The organism is Nocardia otitidiscaviarum NBRC 14405 (assembly GCF_000308635.1).
In the GTDB taxonomy this organism is placed as follows: Bacteria; Actinomycetota; Actinomycetes; order Mycobacteriales; family Mycobacteriaceae; genus Nocardia; species Nocardia otitidiscaviarum.
The window spans coordinates 1-18069 of record NZ_BAGD01000275.1; the positions used below are offsets into that span (position 1 = coordinate 1).

Here is an 18069-nt window from a genome sequence, read left to right on the forward strand (position 1 = left end):
AGATCATGGGCGCGGCCTCCTACGCGCTCATCGGCTTTCACTGGAGCGATCCGCGCCGTGCCGCCTCGGGCTTGATCGCCTTCCTCACCACGCGCGCCGGGGATCTGGGGCTCTATCTCGCCGCGGGCGCGGTGTTGGCCGGGGGAGCTTCCACGCTGGCCCTCGATGCTCTGGCGGAGACCGGCGGCGGCTGGCGGGATGCGGCGGCCGCCGGAATCCTGTTGGCGGCGTTCGGGAAATCGGCGCTGCTGCCGTTCAGCTTCTGGCTGTCGCGGGCCATGGCCGGTCCCAGTCCGGTGTCGGCGCTGCTGCATTCGGCCACCATGGTGGCGGCGGGCGCGTATCTGCTGCTGCGCCTGGAACCGTTGCTCGCCGCCACCTCGTGGGCGGGGTCGGTCGCGGCCTGGGGCGGTCTGGCCACCGCCGTCGCGCTGGGTGCGGTGGCGGTGTGCCAGAGCGACCTCAAGCAGCTGCTGGCGGCATCGACCTGCGCTCAGGTGGGTCTGATGGTGGCGGCCGCGGGCATGGGCGGTGTGGTGGCAGGCACCGGTCATCTGGTGGCGCACGCGGCCACCAAGAGTCTGCTCTTCCTCGGCGCGGGCGCGTGGCTGACCGCCCTCGGCACCCGCAACCTGACCGGGCTGCGCGGGGCCGCCCGCGCGTATCCCGTTGTCGGCGTGACGTTCACGATCGGGGCACTGGCGCTGGCCGGGGTGCCTCCGCTGGCACTGTGGCCGACCAAGGAAGGCGTGCTGGTGGCGGCACACGAGACGTCGACGCCGCTGTTCATCGCCGCATACGCCGCCGCAGTACTCGGTGCGCTGTACGCCGGTCGCGCGGTGACGCTGGTGTGGTCGCGGCCCGTGGCCGATACCGAGAAGCACCGGGACGGTGTGGAAACCGGGACGCGGCGAGTGAATGCCGCGCAAGCGCTGCCGCTGCCGGTACTGGCCGCCGCCACCGTAGTGGGCGGCGCGGCGGCCCTGCCGGTGGTCCGGACGGAGTTCGCCACCCTGCTGGATATACCGGCACCGGCGATCACCGGGCCGGAACTGCTGCTCTCGGGGGCCGTGGCCGTGGCAGGTGTCGCCGGGGTGGCCGCCGTGATCCGCTGGCGCGGTGACATTCCCGCGCCCGCCCCGCTCGCCGGATGGCTGGGACTGGAATCGGCGGCGCGTCGATTCGTGGGCGCACCGGTCCTGGCGGCGGCGCACGCACTGGCCCGGTTCGACGACCGGGTGCTCGCCGCCGGGACCGGCTCGGCCGCGCGCGGCGTCGCCGAACTCGCCAGGAGACTGGCCGGTTTCGACGACCGGGCGCTCGCCGCAGCGGTGCGCGGAACCGCTGCCGCGAGCATGGCGGCAGCCCGCGCGACCACCCACGGCCCGGAACGCGCCATCGCCCGTGCTGTCGGGGCCGTCGCCGCGGGCGCACGGGAGTTGGCCCGGTGGGCGCGACGTCCGGAAACCGGTGCGGTGCACCAGTACTACGCCCAGGCGACAGTGCTCATGGTGCTGTTGGCAGCGGTGCTGCTGGTGCTGACGTGAGTTCCACACGGACACAGGGGATGACCGATACGAGAGGAGGTGCGGAATGCTCAGTGTGCTGGTGTTCCTACCACTGGCAGCGGCGCTGATCGTGGCCGCCGTACCCCGACTGGGCGATCGTGCCGTCCGTTGGGCCTGGGTGGCCGCGAGCGCGACCGAAGTCGTGCTGGTCGCGGTGCTGTGGTGGTCCTACCGACGAACCCCGCCCGCACCCGGCGACTTCGCTTTCACCGAACGCGTCTCCTGGATTCCGAGCCTGCGGGCGAGTTATCACATCGGCCTGGACGGGTTCAGTCTGCCGCTGGTCGCCATGACGACCGTGCTGTTCCTGGCGTGCGCGGTCTACTCGCTGCGGGAGACCCGCCGGGTGCGTTGGTTCGCCGCGCTGTTCCTGTTTCTCGAGACCGTCTGCCTGGGAGTCTTCGTCTCGCTGGACCTGGTGCTGTTCTTCGTGTTCTTCGATCTGTCGATCGTGGGCATGTACTTCGTGATCAACGGGTGGGGCCACGGGCAGGCGCGCCGCGCGGCCTTGCAGTTCTTCCTTTACACCTTCATCGGATCGCTGGCCCTGCTGCTCGGCTTCATCATCCTGTACCTGTCCGCCGACCCGCACACCTTCGACATCGTCGAACTGACGGCCGCGAACCCCTTGGCGGACAACACGGTACGCGGTTCGATCGCACTGGCCGCGATCGTGCTCGGCCTGGCAATCAAGACTCCGACGGTGCCCTTCCACACCTGGCTGCCACCCGCCCACACCGAAGCGCCCGCCGCCGGTTCCGCCGTGCTCGCCGGGGTGCTGCTGAAACTGGGCACCTACGGTTTCATCCGCATCGCCATGCCGCTCCTGCCGGAGGCGTGGCGGCGTTTCGCCCTGGTGCTGCTGATCGTCGGCGTGGTCAGTGTGGTCTACGGCGCGCTGGTCGCGCTGGCGCAGCGGAACTTCAAGCGCATGATCGCCTACACCTCGGTCAACCACATGGGCTACATCCTGCTCGCCCTGGGCGCGGCCGGTCTGGTGGCGGGCAATTCCGAACAGGCGCGCACGCTGGCGATCTCGGGTGCGGTCACGCAGATGGTCAGCCACGGGCTCATCACCGGGGCGCTGTTCCTCATCGCGGGGGTGCTGTACGCGCGGCGCGAAACCTACGACCTGGACGCCTTCGGCGGGCTCGCCGCCGCGGCCCCGGTGTTGGCCGCGGCCACGGCGGTCGCGTCCATGGCCTCGCTCGGCCTGCCCGGCTTCTCCGGGTTCATCGCCGAATTCCAGGTATTCCTGGGCTCTTTCGCACCCGCACCGGTACTTACGGCCATCGCGCTCACCGGTATTCTGATCACCGCCGCGCTGCTGCTGCGGGCGTATCAGAGCATCTTCCTGGGGCCGAAGCGCATCGGTGAGTTCGCCGATGTCACCGCGCCCGAGGCCTGGTCGATCATCCCGCTGCTCGCCGGATCCCTCGTCATCGGGCTGGCTCCACGCTTCCTGCTGGATGTGATCGAACCGTCGGCTCGGATGCTCGGGCTGCTGGTGGAGGGCTGACGTGGGGACCGACAGCGCGGCCCACGGAGGCGACGCCGTGCTCGCCGCGAGCGGCGAGATGGGCGCGGATCTGGCGGCGCTCGCCCCGGAGGCGGCGCTGGCCGCCGCCGCGGTGCTGGGTCTGCTGCTCGGCTCATTCCTGCCGCGCACCCGGCAGTGGCCGGTACGGCTGCTCGCCGCCGTCGCCGCGATCACGACACTGGTGACGACGGTCGCGGTCTGGAACGACGCGCCCGCCACCATCTTCGAGGCCACCTACGACATCGACACCGCCACCAACGCCGTGCGTCTGACGGTGGCCGTTTCCCTACTGCTGGTCCTGGCCCTGTCGTGGCCCGGCACCCGGGCCGCCGCCCGCGAATCCGAATTCGTGGTGCTGCTGACCCTGGCCGGACTCGGCGCGGTGTTGCTGGCCGGAGCCGCCGATCTGCTGGTGCTGATCACCGCGTACCTGCTGGCGAGTATTCCGCTCTACGCGCTCACGGCCTTCGAGAAGGACTCCGCGGGGGTGGAGGCCGCCCTCAAGTACTACCTGCTCGGCGCGCTGTTCGGCACCACCATGCTGTTGGGCGCGGCCCTGGTGCTCGGCGCGGGCGGAGCGACCACCTATACGGCGCTGGCCGAGGCCGCGCCGACGGCCCCGCGCGCCGCCCTGGCGGTGGGCGCGGTCGCACTGCTGGGCGCGCTGCTGTTCAAGGCCGGGGCGGTACCGGCGCACTTCTGGGTGCCCGACGTCACCCAGGGCACCCGTCCCGCCGTGGCCGCCGTGGTCACCACCGTGCCGAAACTCGGTGCCATCGTGGCGATCTCACGATTCGGTACGGTGGTGTCGGCGGACGGGGAGCTGCGCTGGGGGGTGCTGATCGCGGTCATCGCCGCCACCACCATGACCCTGGGCAATCTCGCCGCCTTTTTCCAGACCGACGTGCGCCGCCTGCTCGCCTACTCCACCATCAGCCAGGCCGGATACCTGCTGGTCGGCGTCGCCGCCGTGGGCCGGTCGGAGTTGGCCGTGCCCGCGATCCTGCTGTATCTGGCCGCCTACGCGGTCACCAATCTCGGTGCTTTCGCGGTGGTGTGCGCACTGCCCGACCGGCGCGCCCTCGGTGACCACACCGGGCTGCTGCGGCGTCGACCCGCACTCGCAACGGCGTTGCTGGTGTGTCTGTTCGGCCTGATCGGCACCCCGCCCACCGCTGTGTTCGTCGGCAAGCTGACCGTCTTCACCGCGGCCTTCGACGCCGGGCTGGCCTGGTTGGCCGTGCTGGCGGTGGTCAATACGGTCGCCAGCGTCTTCTACTACCTGCGCTGGGTGGTTCCGGTCGTGCGCGGCGGCGGCGATATCGAACCGTCCCCGCCGGGCGCGGCCGCCGTCACCGCCTACGCGGCGGCCGTGCTGTCCGTGCTGATCGGGTTGCTCGCCGGACCGGTCTGGGACGCACTGGAATTCGGATAAACGGCCGTGCTGATCTGGCCGCCTGCCGAGCTGATCAGGCTGCCCGCCGCGCTGATTGGGCTGTCGCCGTGCCGATCGGGGCTGCCCGCCGAGACGCGCTGGATTTCCCGTAGCGCAGCCGGTGCCGCTGACGATCGGCTAGCCGACCCGATCCGCCTCGGCGGTCTCCACCGCCGCCCCCGAATGCCACCGGCCGTCGGGGTAGGTGATGTACAGCGGACCCAGATTGCACGGATGCAGACAGCCGGTCGGGGTGATCAGGGCGTCCGGATGGGTGTCGCGCAGGGTGCGGTGGAGTTCGGCCGCGCCGTAGACGGTGCAGCGGGGCCCGCGGCAGACCAGGATATGGGTGCTGTGCTCGGGGATCTCCGACCAGGCGGGGCTGCGGAAGGCACGCGGGCTGGCCGTGACGGGTGTGCCCGCGTCCTGCTTGCGGGCTCGGATCAGGGCGGCGAAATCCGCTGTGCCGTCGATACTCTCGGTTATGCGGAGATCGATGTCGCGGTCGCGGGTCTCCTTCCAGTTGGCCACCGCGCGGGCGATCCAGGTCTCCAGGTAGCGGTCGCGCGGGACGGCCAGGGGGATGAGGGTGACCGGCACGTCGTCGTCGGCGGCCGCGTCCAGCACCTGGTGGATGGTCGGTTCACCCTGATCCAGCAGGGCGTAGCCCATTTCGCAGGCGCGGGCCAGTGCCTGGACGGCGGGGAGGTCGACACCGGCGGGCGTGGGGCGGGCGACGAGGATATGGCGGCGGCTCATGCGGTACGGACCTTTCGCGCGGCGGGAACCACCAGGGGTGTGCCGGTGGCCGGGTCGTCGATGACGGTGCAGTCGAGGTCGAACACCTCGGCCACCAGATCGGGGTGCACGATCTCGCTCGGCGCGCCCTGGGCCACCACGCGGCCGTCCCGCACGGCAACCAGGTGATCGGCGTAGCGTGCGGCCAGATTGAGATCGTGCAGCACCACGACGATGGTGCGGGGCAACAGATTTCGCAGCAGGTCGAGCACATCGAGCTGATGGGTCAGATCCAGGAAGGTGGTCGGCTCGTCGAGCAGCAGCACCTCCGGATCCTGCGCCACCGCCAAGGCGACCCACACCCGCTGGCGCTGCCCGCCGGAGAGTTCGTCGAGGCTGCGGTCGGCGAGTTCGAGGGTGTCGGTGGCCGCCATGGCCCGGTGCACCGCGGCCTCGTCGGCCTCGGACCACTGGCGGAACCAGCGCTGGTGCGGATGGCGGCCGCGGCCCACCAGGTCGGCGACCGTGATGCCGTCCGGGGCGGTCGGCTGCTGCGGCAGCATCCCCAGACGCCGGGCCAGGGTGCGGGCGGGCAGCCGCCCGATATCGCCGCCGTCCAGCAGCACCGCACCCGCCGCGGGCGGTATCAGGCGGGCCAACCCGCGCAGCAGGGTCGATTTGCCGCAGCCGTTGCGGCCGACGATGACGGTCAGCGCCCCGGCGGGGAAGTCCACGGTGGCGTCGGTGACGGCCGGTGTGTCGCCGTAGGCGAGCGTGAGCGCCGAGGTGGTGAGATGAGCGGTGGTGAGGTGAGCGGTCATCCAGCGTGTCCGATTCGGGTTGCGCGGGCCAGGAGATAGACGAGTACGGGCGCGCCGAGCACGGCGGTCACCACCCCGACCGGGAGTTCGGCGGGAAACAACCGCCGGGCGGCCAGATCGGCGGTGACCACCAGCAGCGCGCCCGCCGCGGCGGCCGGGACCAGCCCGGCATCGCGCTCGGCGAGCAGCCGCCGCACGATCTGCGGAGCGACCAGTGCGACGAAGGCGACGGGTCCGGCCGCCGCCGTGGCCAGGGTCGCCGCCACCGCGGCGAGGACGATCAGGGTGGTGCGGTGCGGTCCGCGGCGTCCGGACAGGGTGGCCGCCAGCTCGTCGCCGAGTTCGAGCAGCCGCAGGGTACGGGCCAGCACCAGCAGCGGCGGCGTCACCACGGCCAACGCCGCGACCCCGAGCGCGACATGGCTCCAGTCGCGATTGGCCAGGCTGCCGGTGAGCCAACGGGCGGCGGTGTGCGCCTCGTAAATGTTCGCCCGGGTCAGCACGAAGGAGATGGCGGCCGACAGCATGGCCGTCACACCGATGCCGACCAGGACCAGCCGGTAGCCGTCCAGGCCGTTCCTGGTCGCCACCGCCACGATGATCGCCATGGCCAGCAGCGACCCCGCCAGCGCGCCGCCGACCAGCAGCGGACCGGAACCGCCCAGCACCACGCTCACCACCAGCGCGCCCAGCGACGCGCCGGTGTTGATCCCGATGATCTCCGGACTGACCAGCGGGTTGGTCGCGACGCGTTGCAGGATCGCGCCGGAGACCGCGAAGGCGGCCCCCACACAGAGCCCGGTGAGCACACGCGGCAGCCGATCCCGCACCACCACGTCGTATTCGATGAGGGTGCCGCCCCCACCGAGCACCCGCAGCACATCGCCGACCGTGAGCGGAAAGTGGCCGACGGTGAGCGACCACGCCGCCACGACCAGCGCGGCCACCGTGAACACCACGGTGAGCAGGGCCGAATGGCGGTGTGCGCGAACGACTATCCGTCCGCCGGGGGAGCGCAGCAGCACGGTGCCCAGCGGCAGCACCGCGGATCGGATGGGCGTCACAGCGTCGCGACCTTCCGATTGCGGACCAGATAGAGGAAGAACGGCGATCCCGCGAAGGCGGTGATGATGCCGACCTGGATCTCCTGCGGGCGCGCGACCACGCGCCCGAGCACGTCCGCCGCCAGCAGCAGCGTCGGGCCGAGCACCGCGCACCAGGCCAGGATCCAGCGGTAGTCCTGTCCGGCCAGGGCCCGCGCGATATGCGGGATCACCAGGCCGATGAACGCGACGGGCCCGGCGATGGCCACCGCGGCACCCGCCAGCAGCACCACGGCCGCCGCCCCGACGGCGCGCACCGTGACCAGCCGCGCGCCGAGCGTGCGCGCCATGTCCTCGCCCATGGCGAGCGCGTTGAGCGAGCGCGCCACCGCCACCGCCAGCACGGTCCCGACGGCGATGAACGGCGTTATGGCCCAGACGGATTCGACATCCGCGCGGGTCAGCGAACCCACCACCCAGAACCGGAAGTTGTCGAAGGTGGTGCGGTCCAGCAGCGTGACGGCGGTGGTGATGGAACCGCACAGCGCGGCGCACGCGGCACCGGCCAGGGCCAGCTTCACCGGGGTGGCGCCGCCGAAGCCGAGCGATCCCAGCGTGTAGACGAATACCGCCGCGACGGCCGCACCGAGGAAAGCGAACCACACGACTCCGCCCGGCGCGCTCAGGCCGAGCACGCCCATGGCGATCACGATGGCCAGCGACGCACCCGAATTGATGCCCAGCAGTCCGGGTCCGGCGAGCGGATTGCGGGTCAGCCCCTGCATGACGGCTCCGGCCAGGGCGAGCGCGATGCCCGCCAGCAGTCCGGCCACCGTGCAGGGCAACCGGATGTAGCGCACCACCCGATCCGCGTCGGTGCCCCGGAAGTCGGTGAACGCCGCCGCCACCTGATCGACGGTGATCGGATGCGTCCCGACAAGCAGCGAGGCGAGGCAGACCAGGGCGAGCGCGGCGAGGGCCACCGGCATGCCGACGCCGCGCAGACCGCGACTCACCGCCCGAACAGATCGGGGTGGATCAACTCGGCGACCAGTTCGGTCGCGTGGGCGATCCGCACCCCCGCCGCCCGATCGGCGAACAGGAAGGGGTGCACCGCACCCGCGCGCACCGCGGTCAGATTGGCGAAGGCCGGATTGCCGGTGATGGTGTCGGCCTGCGACTGCCCGTCGGCGCGGGTGTAACTGGCCTCGCAGCACAGACTGGTCAGAATGATGTCGGGATCGCGGGCGATGATCTCCTCCGCGCCGATCGGCACATTGCGGCGGGCGGTCAGGTCGGCGAAGGCGTTCACCCCGCCCGCGGCCTCGATGATCCGGGTGACGAAGTCGATGCCGCCCGCGACGGTGTAGGAACCGTCGTCCTTGGGTGTCACCACCGCGACCCGAGGGCGCTCGGCTCCCGCGACCGTCGCGCGCACCGCCTCGATCCGGTCGCGCAGATCGGTGGCCACCTGCTCGGCGCGTTCGGGCACACCCCACAGTGCGCCGAGATCCCGAAGATCCGCGTACACGTTGTCGAATCGCACCGTCGCCGGGTCGATGGCCTCGTCCGCCAGTCCGTCGGCGCTCGGGCACAGCGGACTCAGCACCCAGGTGCGCACTCCGAGTTCGTGCAGGCTGGCGCGGGTGCCGACGCTGGCCTGAGCGGATTTCGCGAACACCCCGTTGTAGCCGGAGAGCACGAAATCGGGCCGCTGGGACAGCAATTCGTCCCGGCTCGGCAGCTTCTCGACGTATGGGACGCTCGCCTGCGCGTCCCATAATTCGGGCAGCACCGCCGCGTCCAGGAAGGCCGTCCCGACCAGGCGGTCGGTGACCCCGAGGGCGTGCGCGATCTCGATGGATGGCTGATAGGCGGCGTAGATGCGCTGCGGCGGCGCATCGACGCCGATATCGATACCGCAGTTGACGCGCGTGACGGCGGCGTCACCGACAGCGGTGTCGGCCGCGGGCGCACACCCGGCGAGCGCGACGGCACCGGCGAGCAACGCGCCGATCCGCAGGCGCGCGGAAACAAACGTGGTCAAGACGACCGCCTTCCAGGTCCTCGTGGAACGGGCACTACAGCGCCGTGGCCGGTCTCCTGGCTGACGGGTGTCGCGCGGCGAATCCACCTTCCCAGGGCCGGGCCCCAGTGGCTCCGGACGACCTTGTCGCCCGGAACGATTCGTCGCTCCCGATCACAGTGGCGAGGGCCGCACCGGTTCCACACCGGTTTCCCGAACACCACGGCCCGGCGAATGTAGCAGAGTGCGCGAACCGGGCATCCGCGCTCGTAGCCGGAGGTGCGGCCGGCGAACCGCCGGTATGCCGCCGGTATGCTCGACTCGGCCGACGTGAGGAGATGAATCCATGTGCTACCCGGTGCCGTGCGAGACGTGTGGCAAGACGACGTGGGCCGGCTGCGGCGAACACGTCGACGAGGTGCGCGCCCAGGTCGCCGAAATTCAGTGGTGCGACGGCCACCCGCGGTAGTAGACCGGACGGCATGCATGATGCCGCCGCGGCAGCCGACGACACCGCCATAGCCGACGACACCGCCATAGCCGACAATCGGGCGAACTGGGACGACCGCGCCGACGTGCACGCGCGCTCGGGCATGTACGACGTGGACGGATTCCTGAACGAACCGACCCGCATCTCGACGGTGGTGCGCAACGATCTGTCAGTCCTGGCCCCGCACCTCCCGGACACCGGCATCCGGGATCGGTCGCTGCTGCACCTGCAATGCCATATCGGCACCGATACCGTCTCCTGGGCGCGGCTCGGGGCGGTCGACGTTCACGGACTGGATCTGTCGCCGAACTCGCTGCGCCACGCCGCCCGCATCGCGGCGGCGGACGGGCGCGAGATCACCTGGGTGGAGGGCGACGCGCGATTCGCCTCCGCACTGCTCGACCGGCGCTTCAGCACCATCGTGACCAGCGCCGGAACCATCGTGTGGCTGCCGGAGCTCGACGCGTGGGCGCAATCGGTCCACGATCTGCTGGAACCGGGCGGGCTGTTCCTCATCCGCGACGACCATCCGCTGCTCGGGGCGCTCGGCTTCGAACCCTGGGAGATCAGCGAGGACTATCGGTCCGGCGGCGGCGTACAGACCTACACCGATTCGGGCAGCTACACACCGGGTTCGGCGGGACAGATCGCGCACGCGACCAACCACGAGTGGCGGCACGACCTCCAGGAGATCGTCACGGCCCTGCTGGACGCCGGGCTCGTGCTGGAGTCGCTGCGCGAACTGCCGTACATGGACTGGCACGCCTTCCCGGAACTCGTCGCCTGCCCGGAAGGCTGGACGCTGCCCGCGGGCGCGCCGCGCATTCCTTTGAACTTCGCCGTCGTCGCCCGGCGTCCGCGCTGACCGTCGATTCAGGCACCGGTGCCGGGTTCGGACCAGATGTCGGCCGCCACCACGGATTCGGTGCGGCCGTAGCGGTCCAGCAGGTGGCCCAGGAGTTTGTCGTGGCGCAGGGTGATGACGCGTTCGGCGATGGTCATGGCGGGATGCAGTGCGGTGAGCGTGTTCTCGAAGCGCAGCACATCGCTCATGGTGTGCAGGCCCGCCTGGACGAGCAGGTTGTGGGTGCCGGTGGTGGCGGCGCAGTTGCGGGTTTGGGGGAGTGCCACCACGGCGTGACCGACGCGGGGGAGGTCCGCGGCGGGAACGGTGGCGCGGAAGGTGACCGCGACCGGCCAGCCGCCGAGTGGGCGGGCGAAATCGCAGCGGAAGCGGAACAGGCCGAGTCCGGTGAGGTCGTCGACCCGGCGTTTGACCGTGGACGTGCTGACCGCGAGGGCGGCGGCCAGTTCGGCGTAGGGCGCGCGGCCGTCGCGGGCCAGCAGGCCCAGCAGGGCGCGATCGACCTCGGTGAGCCGGGAGCGGTCGCGATCGGCCGGTGACCGGGCGGGCGGTGCGGTGAGCCGGGTGCGCTGCGCGGGATCCAGGGCGTCTATGCGCCAGTCGCCGCCCTCGGCGAACATGTGGGTGACCAGGCTGGCGTGCACCGCACCGATGTGGGGCAGTGTCGGCAGGATGTCCAGCGTGTAGCGCGACATGGCGGCCAGATCGGCGGTGGCCACGGTGGTGAACAGCCGCTGGGCGCTGGCCGTGCGCTCGATGGTCACCATATGCGGATGCGTCGCCAACCGCGCCGCCACCGTGGCGGCTTCGCCTGCGGCGCAATCGATCTCGACATAGGCCACGGTGATCCGGTCCAGCAGGCGCGGTCCCGGGGACACCGTCACCCAGGCCGTGCCGCGCGCCCGCAGCCGACTCCAGCGGCGGGCGGCGGTGACCGGGTCGACGCCCAGGACCGCGCCGAGCTCGGTCCAGGAGGCGCGGGGGCGCAATTGCAGGGCGTGGATGAGCGCGAGCTCATCCTCACCGATCGGTTCGCAATGATCCTGCATTCACTACCGCTCTCGCGTGGATTTCCTGCACGTGGACCGCTGTGGGAGCCCAGTATCGCACTCTCGTCGAGCACAGAGAGAGTTCGCATCGGAAAGGCGGGCAGTCGGCCATGGCGTTCGGGGACTACCAGAACGAGATCTACTTCAACGGGTTGCGCGGTGTGGTGCCGCCGCTACCGGTGAGTTTCGCGGAGCTGCGGGATCGGGCGCGCGCGGCCATGCCGCCCTCGGTGTGGTCGTATGTGGCGGGCGGCGCGGGCGACGAGCGCACCCAGGACGCCAATGTCACCGCCTTCGACCACTGGGGGCTCATCCCGCGCATGTTCGTGGGGGCCAAACAGCGTGACCTGTCCGTCGAGCTGTTCGGAACCACCTGGCCCGCACCGGTTTTCCTGGCTCCGATCGGAGTGATCGGACTGTGCGCGCAGGACGGGCACGGCGATCTGGCCACCGCCCGCGCGGCGGCCCGCACCGGCGTTCCGATGGTGGCCTCCACCCTGACCGTCGACCCGATGGAGCAGGTCGCCGCCGAATTCGGTGCCACGCCCGGCTTCTTCCAGCTGTACACGCCCACCGACCGCGAACTGGCCGCCAGCCTGGTGCGCCGGGCCGAGCAGGCGGGCTTCCGGGGCATCGTGGTAACCCTGGACACCTGGGTCACCGGCTGGCGGCCGCGCGATCTGTCCACCGGCAATTTCCCGCAGCTGCGCGGGCACTGCCTGGCCAACTACTTCACCGATCCGGTGTTCCGCGCCGGACTGGACCGCACCCCCGAGGAGGACCCGCAGGCCGCCATCCTGCGTTGGATCCAGCTCTTCGGCAATCCGCTCACCTGGGACGATCTGCCGTGGCTGCGGTCGCTCACCGAGCTGCCGCTCATCGTCAAGGGTATCTGCCACCCCGACGACGCCCGCCGCGCGGTGGACGGCGGGGTCGACGGCATCTACTGCTCCAATCACGGTGGGCGGCAGGCGAATGGGGGATTGCCCGCGCTGGACGTGCTGCCCGAGGTGGTCGCCGCGGCGGGCGGGGTGCCGGTGCTGTTCGACTCCGGGGTCCGCTCCGGGGCCGATATCGTCAAGGCGCTCGCGCTGGGGGCGTCGGCCGTCGGCATCGGCCGCCCCTACGCCTACGGTCTGGCGCTGGGCGGGGCCGACGGCATCGCGCACGTGCTGCGCACCCTGCTAGCGGAGGCGGATCTGATCATGGCGGTGGACGGCTATCCGACGCTGAAGGATCTTGCCCCGGAGGCGTTGCGCGCGGTGCGGTAGCGAGGGTGACGGTCAACCGGACGCCGCCGAGGGGGCTGTCGGTCAGGGCGGCGGTGCCGCCGTGCAGGCGGGCCTGTTGCGCGACCAGCGCGAGTCCCAGTCCGCTGCCGGGAGTTTCGGTGTCGAGACCGCGGTAGAAGCGGTCGAAGACCTTGTCGCGCTCCTCGGGCGGCACTCCGGTGCCGTCGTCGTCGACGGTGAGGGTGACCATTCCGGCCGGGGCGCGGCGGGCCGCCACCTCGACGCGGGTCGCGCCGCCGTGGCGGATGGCGTTGGTGATGGCGTTGTCCACCACCGAGCGCAGGCCCGCGGCCAGGCCCGCCAGCCGAATCGGCTGCGGGACAGTGGATATCAGAGTGACGTCGGGGTGACGGCGGCGCGCGTCGTCGACCACCTCGTCGACGAGTTCGTCGAGATCCACCTCCTCCCGGTCGGCGTCGGTGGTGAGCTCCCCGAGGGCGAGCCGTTCCAGGGCGGACAGGGTGGATTCCAGGGAGCTCTGGGCGGCCAGCACGTCGGTGAGGATCTCGGCGCGCGTCGCCGCGGGCAGTTCCATGGCGGACAGCACCTGGAGATCGGTGCGCATGGAGGTCAGCGGGGTGCGCAGTTCATGGGCGGCGGTGGCGGCGAAGTCGCGGGCGGTGGCCAGCGCGTCGGCGGTGTGGCGGCGTTCGGCGTCGATGCGGCCGAGCATCTGGTCCATGGCGGTGGCCAGTTCGGCGGTCTCGGTGGTGGCGGTGCGGCGCGGGAAGTCCAGGGACAGCCGGGTGCCCACATCCTTGGTGGCCGCGGTGAGCCGGCGCAGCGGCAGCACACTGCGGTGGGCGAAGAACCAGCCGAGCGCGGCGGCCAGCGCGATGGCCGAGAGCGCGACGGCGACGATGTGGAATCGCCTGCGCTCCACCGCCGTCGCCACCACGTCCCGCGGTACCGCGAGTCCCAGATCCACCCGGTCGCCCTCGCGCAGATCGGCGGGCAACTCCCAGCAGCCGTCGCCGTTCGGTTCGAGGCGGACCACCCGGCCGTCGCAGGCCGCGGCCGACGCCGTCCCGTCGACCCGCACGACCTCGAGTGAGCGCAGCGCGGCATCGAGTTCGTCATCGGTTCGGGTCTGCACGATGAGCAGGAACACCACGCTCATGGCGACAATGGCCAGGGCCGCGGACAGCGCGCTGGCGAGCGCGACGCGCGTGCGCAGGGAGACGGGCCGCCTCACGGCTCCTCCCGCAGGCTGAATCCGACCCCGCGCACGGTGTGCACCACGCGCGGGCAGCCGGTGGCCTCGATCTTGCGGCGCAGATACGAGATGAAGACGTCCACCACCTTGGTCTGGGTCTCGAAGTCGTACTGCCACACCAGCCGCAGCAGCTGCGCGCGGCTGAACACCTGCCCGGGCGCGGTGGCCAGGGCGGCGAGCAGGTCGAATTCGCGCTTGGTCAGGTCGAGCGGAACGTCGTCGGCGTAGACGCGGCGACTGCCCGGATGGATCACCAGCGGGCCGACCACGATGGGTGACGGGTCCGCGGTCCGGGTGGCCGGGGCGGGGACCCGGCGCAGCAGGGCGCGCAGCCGGGCCACCAATTCGCCCAGGTCGAACGGTTTGGTGAGGTAGTCGTCGGCCCCGGCCTCCAGAGCGCCGATGCGGTCGGTGATGGCCGAGCGCGCGCTGAGTACGCAGATCGGCACCTCGTTGCCGAGTGAGCGCAGCGCGGTGACCACACCGACGCCGTCCAGCGTGGGCATGTTCAGATCCAGCACCACCGCGTCGGGGGCCACGGCGGCGATCCGCCGCAGCGCGGCCGCACCGTCGGTGGCGGTATCGACGGTGAATCCGGAGAGCCGGAGCCCGCGCGTCACCGACGCCAACACCCGGGCGTCGTCGTCGACCACCAGCACGCGATTGCTCACCACAGCCCTCAGACTAAACCCGCGAACGCGCAGCTATCGCTCGGCGCGAGAGGTAGTGGAGAGCAGTGGGCACGATGCTTGGACGAACACCCGAGCGACGGTACGGGGTCGGATTTCGAGTACGGCTAACACTTGGTTAGGAAATGGCTAGAACGTTCGCGTTTGGCTGACAGACCGTTGGGTATCGCTGGCGGGTGACGCGAGAGGTGCCAGGGCTGCCGGAATCCATCGCCGCCGGATTGTTCGATCTCGACGGGGTGCTCACCGATACCGCCGCGGTACACCGCCGGGCCTGGCGGCGGACCTTCGACGGATTCCTCGAACAGTATGTGGGAGAAGGGTTTCGGCCCTTCAGCGACACCGACTATCTGGATTACGTCGACGGTCGGCCCCGGCTGGACGGGGTGCGTGAGTTCCTGCGATCCCGGGATATCGAACTGCCCGACGGCGCGCCCGACGACCCGCCCGAGGCGTGGACGGTCACGGCGCTCGGGGAGGCCAAGAACCGCCTGCTGCTGGACCTGCTGGAGCGGGAAGGGGTGCGGGTGTACCCGGGGTCGGTCGACTATCTCGCGGCGGTGCGGGCCGCCGGACTCGCGGTGGCGGTGGTGACCTCCTCCGCCAATGCCGGGGTCGTGCTGGCCGCCGCCGGGCTGGGCGAGGCGTTCCAGGCCCGCGTCGACGGCACCGTCATCCGGCAGCGTGCGCTGCGCGGGAAACCCGCGCCCGACTCCTTCCTCGCCGCCGCAGCAGCGTTGGGCGTCGCGCCCGCGAATGCGGCCGTCTTCGAGGACGCCGTCTCGGGCGTGCGTGCCGGGCGGGCCGGCGGCTTCGGGTACGTGGTCGGCGTGGACCGGATGCGCGACGGCCGCCACGAACAGGCGCTGCGCGACGCGGGCGCGGATGTGGTGGTGCCGGATCTGGACCGGCTCGGGGACGGGGTATGACGGCACCGGATCCCGGATTCGAGATCGCGCCCTGGCACCTGCGCTGGCAAGGACTGGATCTGGACGCGCTGCACCGCACCGAATCCATCTTCGCGCTCTCCAACGGCCACATCGGCCTGCGCGGCACGCTGGAGGAGGGGGAACCGGTGGGCACCCCGGGCACCTACCTCAACGGCTTCCACGAGAAACGCACCCTGCCCTACGCCGAGGCCGGATACGGCTATCCGGAGGAGGGGCAGACGGTGGTCAACGTGACCGACGGGAAGATCGTCCGGCTGCTCGTCGACGACGAGCCCATGGATCTGCGCTACGGCACAACCATTGCGCACGAACGGATCCTGGACTTCCGCTCGGGGACGCTGCGCCGTTCCACCGTCTGGGAGTCGCCCACCGGGCGGCGGGTGCGCATCCACTCCGAACGGCTCGTCTCCTTCACCGAGCGGGCCCTGGCGGTCGTCCACTACGAGGTCGAACCGCTGGACGCGGACCTCGAACTGGTGGTGCAGTCGGATCTGCTGGTCAACGAGCCGATCAGCGTGCCGCGCGACGATCCGCGGCTGGCGGCGGCCCTGGACCGGCCCCTGGCCGCGGACTTCGCCACCGCCCGGGACCACTCGGCCACGCTCTGCCATCACACCCGGCGCTCCGGGCTGCGCATGGCGGCCGCCATGAATCACGAACTGGCCGTGGCGGTCACGCCGCGCTGCGAGATCTACGCCGAGGACGATCTGGCGCGGCTGACCATCGCGGTGGACCTCGCCCGGGGCGACCGTGTGCGCCTGACCAAATACCTCGCCTACGGGTGGTCCAGCCGCCGCTCCACCCCCGCGCTGCGCGCCCAGGTGGAGGCGGCGCTGGCCGCCGGGATGGAAACCGGTTGGGAGACACTGCGTCAGCGCCAGCGCGACTTCCTCGACGCCTACTGGGCCGACGCCGATATCGAGATCGACGGCGATCCGGAATTGCAGCAGGCGGTGCGCTTCGCGCTGTTCCACGTACTCCAGGCGGGTGCGCGCGGCGAGAACCGGGCCATCCCCGCGAAGGGGCTCACCGGCACCGGCTACGACGGCCACGCGTTCTGGGACACCGAGACCTTCGTGCTGCCGGTGTTCACCTACACCATGCCCGTGGTGGCTCGCGACGCGCTGCGCTGGCGGCACTCCACCCTGGATCGGGCCCGCGAGCATGCGCGGCGGCTCGGGCAGCCGGGTGTCATGTTCCCGTGGCGCACCATCGACGGGGCCGAGGGGTCGGGCTACTGGCCGACGGGGACCGCCGCGGTGCATGTGAACGCCGATATCGCGCACGCGGTGGTGCGCTATGTCGCGGCCACCGGGGACGAGCGGTTCGAACGGGACCTCGGCGTCGAACTGCTGGTCGAGACCGCGCGACTGTGGGACGGAATCGGCCACGAGGACGGCGCGGGCGGATTCCGCATCGCCGGAGTGACCGGCCCCGACGAGTACTCCGCCCTGGCCGACGACAACCTGTACACCAACCTGATGGCGCGGCGGAACCTGGACGCGGCCGCGGCGGCCTGCGCACGCCACCCCGATATCGCCCGCGAACTCGGCGTGGACGCCGACGAGACCGCGCGCTGGCGCGACCGCGCCGCGCGAATGCTGGTGCCGCACAACGACGAACTGGGCGTCCACGAGCAGTCGGCGGGCTTCACCCACTACGCCCGGTGGGATTTCGCCGCCACGCCGCCGGAGCACTATCCGCTGCTGCTGAACTACCCGTACTTCGCGCTGTACCGCAAACAGGTGATCAAGCAGGCGGATCTGACGCTCGCCATGTATCTGTGCCCGGACGAGTTCACCGCCGAGCAGAAGCGGCGCAACTTCGACTACTACGAGGCGCTCACCGTCCGGGATTCGTCCCTGTCGGCCGCCGCGCAGGCGGTGCTCGCGGCCGAAGTGGGGCACTTGTCGCTGGCCTACGACTACTGCGTGGAGGCGGCGCTGACCGATCTGCACGATCTGCACGGCAATGTCGGCAGCGGGCTGCACATCGCCTCGCTGGCGGGCACCTGGCTGGGCTGCGTGGGCGGCTTCGGCGGGCTGCGCGACCACGACGGCGAGATCTCCTTCGCCCCGGCGCTTCCCGACGAACTCGAGCGCATCGCGTTCCGGCTGGTGTGGCGGGGGCGGCGGCTGTCGGTGGAGATCCACGACCATGTCGCCACCTACACCCTGCGGTCGGGGGACCCGCTGCGGTTGACGCATCACGGCACCGGATTCCGGCTGGCCGAGGAGCCGCGCAGCTTTCCGATTCCGAAGGGTGCGCGGGTGCCGCGGCCCGCGGTGCCGTCCGGGCGTGAACCGTATCGGCGGCAGCGGGCGGCGCGCTCGTGAACCAAGCAGTT

The 18069-nt window shown here is 71.2% G+C and carries 16 protein-coding genes and 1 riboswitch; of the genes, 8 read left to right on the forward strand and 8 right to left on the reverse strand.

All coding sequences use genetic code 11. The annotated features are described in order from the left end of the window. From ON31_RS31065 to ON31_RS31075, 3 genes are all read left to right on the forward strand, one after another. The coding region (locus ON31_RS31065) for a proton-conducting transporter transmembrane domain-containing protein (protein ID WP_039818738.1) at window positions 1–1547 on the forward strand (1547 nt) is incomplete at its 5' end. A 46-nt stretch (window positions 1548–1593) separates the two neighbouring features. After that, on the forward strand, window positions 1594–3087 hold the full coding sequence (locus tag ON31_RS31070; protein WP_039818739.1) for a complex I subunit 4 family protein: 1494 nt from the start codon (window positions 1594–1596) through the stop codon (window positions 3085–3087). A 1-nt stretch (window position 3088) separates the two neighbouring features. Next, a complete protein-coding gene (locus ON31_RS31075; RefSeq protein WP_255222336.1) occupies window positions 3089–4543 on the forward strand; it encodes an NADH-quinone oxidoreductase subunit N in 1455 nt (484 codons plus the stop codon). Window positions 4544–4681: 138 nt separating this feature from the next. Here ON31_RS31075 and ON31_RS31080 read toward each other — a convergent pair whose 3' ends face one another. From ON31_RS31080 to ON31_RS31100, 5 genes are read right to left on the reverse strand one after another with little or no spacing between them, the layout of a single operon-like run. Further along, window positions 4682–5302, reverse strand: coding sequence for a (2Fe-2S) ferredoxin domain-containing protein (locus ON31_RS31080; protein ID WP_051038060.1), 621 nt, complete (start codon window positions 5300–5302; stop codon window positions 4682–4684). Further along, entirely contained in the window at window positions 5299–6102 is an 804-nt protein-coding gene (locus ON31_RS31085) for an ABC transporter ATP-binding protein (RefSeq protein WP_039818740.1), read from the reverse strand. The genes ON31_RS31080 and ON31_RS31085 overlap by 4 nt, the downstream gene beginning before the upstream one ends. Continuing rightward, the gene (locus ON31_RS31090) at window positions 6099–7166 is read right to left on the reverse strand and encodes a FecCD family ABC transporter permease (protein WP_218007412.1); all 1068 of its coding nucleotides are present in this window, start codon (window positions 7164–7166) and stop codon (window positions 6099–6101) included. The genes ON31_RS31085 and ON31_RS31090 overlap by 4 nt, the downstream gene beginning before the upstream one ends. Next, window positions 7163–8161 carry a FecCD family ABC transporter permease gene (locus ON31_RS31095; RefSeq protein WP_255222337.1) on the reverse strand — a complete coding sequence of 333 codons (999 nt, stop codon included), beginning with the start codon at window positions 8159–8161 and terminating at the stop codon, window positions 7163–7165. Before ON31_RS31095 ends, ON31_RS31090 begins: the two co-directional genes overlap by 4 nt. Next, the gene (locus ON31_RS31100) at window positions 8158–9192 is read right to left on the reverse strand and encodes an ABC transporter substrate-binding protein (RefSeq protein WP_051038063.1); all 1035 of its coding nucleotides are present in this window, start codon (window positions 9190–9192) and stop codon (window positions 8158–8160) included. Before ON31_RS31100 ends, ON31_RS31095 begins: the two co-directional genes overlap by 4 nt. Window positions 9193–9221: 29 nt before the next feature. Then, a riboswitch (cobalamin riboswitch) is annotated at window positions 9222–9411 on the reverse strand. Window positions 9412–9517: 106 nt separating this feature from the next. Between ON31_RS31100 and ON31_RS38720 the strand changes: the two genes are divergently transcribed. Together ON31_RS38720 and ON31_RS31105 are read left to right on the forward strand one after the other, a co-directional pair. Further along, window positions 9518–9640, forward strand: coding sequence for a DUF8730 family Cys-rich protein (locus tag ON31_RS38720; RefSeq protein WP_498049390.1), 123 nt, complete (start codon window positions 9518–9520; stop codon window positions 9638–9640). 13 nt (window positions 9641–9653) lie between these two features. Beyond that, on the forward strand, window positions 9654–10526 hold the full coding sequence (locus ON31_RS31105; RefSeq protein ID WP_051038065.1) for a class I SAM-dependent methyltransferase: 873 nt from the start codon (window positions 9654–9656) through the stop codon (window positions 10524–10526). An 8-nt stretch (window positions 10527–10534) separates the two neighbouring features. Here the strand turns inward: ON31_RS31105 and ON31_RS31110 are convergent, their stop codons facing one another. After that, on the reverse strand, window positions 10535–11575 hold the full coding sequence (locus tag ON31_RS31110) for an Lrp/AsnC family transcriptional regulator (protein WP_039818742.1): 1041 nt from the start codon (window positions 11573–11575) through the stop codon (window positions 10535–10537). 110 nt (window positions 11576–11685) lie between these two features. Between ON31_RS31110 and ON31_RS31115 the strand changes: the two genes are divergently transcribed. Further along, window positions 11686–12846 carry a lactate 2-monooxygenase gene (locus ON31_RS31115; protein WP_039818743.1) on the forward strand — a complete coding sequence of 387 codons (1161 nt, stop codon included), beginning with the start codon at window positions 11686–11688 and terminating at the stop codon, window positions 12844–12846. Here ON31_RS31115 and ON31_RS31120 read toward each other — a convergent pair. Both ON31_RS31120 and ON31_RS31125 read right to left on the reverse strand, forming a co-directional pair. After that, entirely contained in the window at window positions 12779–14062 is a 1284-nt protein-coding gene (locus ON31_RS31120; RefSeq protein WP_051038066.1) for a sensor histidine kinase, read from the reverse strand. The genes ON31_RS31115 and ON31_RS31120 overlap by 68 nt on opposite strands. Continuing rightward, window positions 14059–14766: a response regulator transcription factor gene (locus ON31_RS31125; RefSeq protein WP_029932218.1), complete on the reverse strand. Its 708-nt coding sequence runs from the start codon at window positions 14764–14766 to the stop codon at window positions 14059–14061. Before ON31_RS31125 ends, ON31_RS31120 begins: the two co-directional genes overlap by 4 nt. 194 nt (window positions 14767–14960) lie before the next feature. Here ON31_RS31125 and ON31_RS31130 point away from each other — a divergent pair, with 194 nt between their 5' ends. After that, window positions 14961–15701: an HAD family hydrolase gene (locus tag ON31_RS31130; protein WP_039818745.1), complete on the forward strand. Its 741-nt coding sequence runs from the start codon at window positions 14961–14963 to the stop codon at window positions 15699–15701. Next, window positions 15698–18058 (forward strand): glycoside hydrolase family 65 protein, encoded by a 2361-nt coding sequence (locus ON31_RS31135; protein ID WP_039818746.1) that lies wholly within the window; start codon window positions 15698–15700, stop codon window positions 18056–18058. The genes ON31_RS31130 and ON31_RS31135 overlap by 4 nt, the downstream gene beginning before the upstream one ends. The last annotated feature ends 11 nt before the right edge of the window (window positions 18059–18069 follow it).

Coding starts and splice junctions, on each gene's coding strand:
- ON31_RS31070 (WP_039818739.1), top strand. CDS start 1,594: ATGCTCAGTGTGCTGGTGTTCCTACCACTGGCAGCGGCGCTGATCGTG.
- ON31_RS31080 (WP_051038060.1), bottom strand. CDS start 5,302: ATGAGCCGCCGCCATATCCTCGTCGCCCGCCCCACGCCCGCCGGTGTC.
- ON31_RS31085 (WP_039818740.1), bottom strand. CDS start 6,102: ATGACCGCTCACCTCACCACCGCTCATCTCACCACCTCGGCGCTCACG.
- ON31_RS38720 (WP_498049390.1), top strand. CDS start 9,518: ATGTGCTACCCGGTGCCGTGCGAGACGTGTGGCAAGACGACGTGGGCC.
- ON31_RS31105 (WP_051038065.1), top strand. CDS start 9,654: ATGCATGATGCCGCCGCGGCAGCCGACGACACCGCCATAGCCGACGAC.
- ON31_RS31110 (WP_039818742.1), bottom strand. CDS start 11,575: ATGCAGGATCATTGCGAACCGATCGGTGAGGATGAGCTCGCGCTCATC.
- ON31_RS31115 (WP_039818743.1), top strand. CDS start 11,686: ATGGCGTTCGGGGACTACCAGAACGAGATCTACTTCAACGGGTTGCGC.
- ON31_RS31135 (WP_039818746.1), top strand. CDS start 15,698: ATGACGGCACCGGATCCCGGATTCGAGATCGCGCCCTGGCACCTGCGC.